The organism is Cellulomonas sp. P2_B4, assembly GCF_056404795.1.
In genome coordinates, this window is record NZ_JBFUDI010000120.1 from 1 (window position 1) to 517 (window position 517).

Below are 517 nucleotides of genomic sequence, written 5' to 3' on the forward strand. Positions count from 1 at the left end.
GGTCATCGCCCCGCCATAGCCGCTTTGCGGCCGTGAAGCCCGTTCAGCGTTCGCGCGGCCGGTCGACCAGGCCGAAGATCGCCGGGCCTTCGATCAGCATGCCGACGCCGGGCAGGCCGGCCAAGATGCTGAAGGCGGCGAGCAGCAGCTCGACCGTGGTTACCGGATGATTGTCCGGCGGCATGGTCACCAGCAACCGCAGCGCGATCACCGCCGCCACGCTCGCCATCACCATTGCCGCTCCGATGTACCGGGTTCGCATCGCCATCGTCCCTGCGCCCCGATTGGCGCGCGGCCGAGATGGGCCCGGCGGGCGTTAAGCTTCGAGAGCGAACCACCGTTTCCGCATTAAGCCGGCATTGGCAGGCACCGCCGGTCATGGCGCTCGGCGCTGAGGCGATCCCGGTCGAGCGTGCGCGGGAGCGGCTCCGCGCTGGCTGAACGCGCACCGGCCCGATGCGTTTTCATCTTCACGCCGCCTGCCGATTCCTGCGACAAGCATCGCATCATGATGGAG

The 517-nt window shown here is 68.5% G+C and carries 1 protein-coding gene; it reads right to left on the minus strand.

Features of this window, described 5'->3' with window-relative positions; genetic code table 11:
• Positions 1–43: 43 nt before the first annotated feature.
• Positions 44–235, minus strand: a complete 192-nt coding sequence (locus tag AC1DZC_RS20425; RefSeq protein WP_465181608.1) for a hypothetical protein — start codon at positions 233–235, stop codon at positions 44–46.
• Positions 236–517 lie beyond the last annotated feature (282 nt).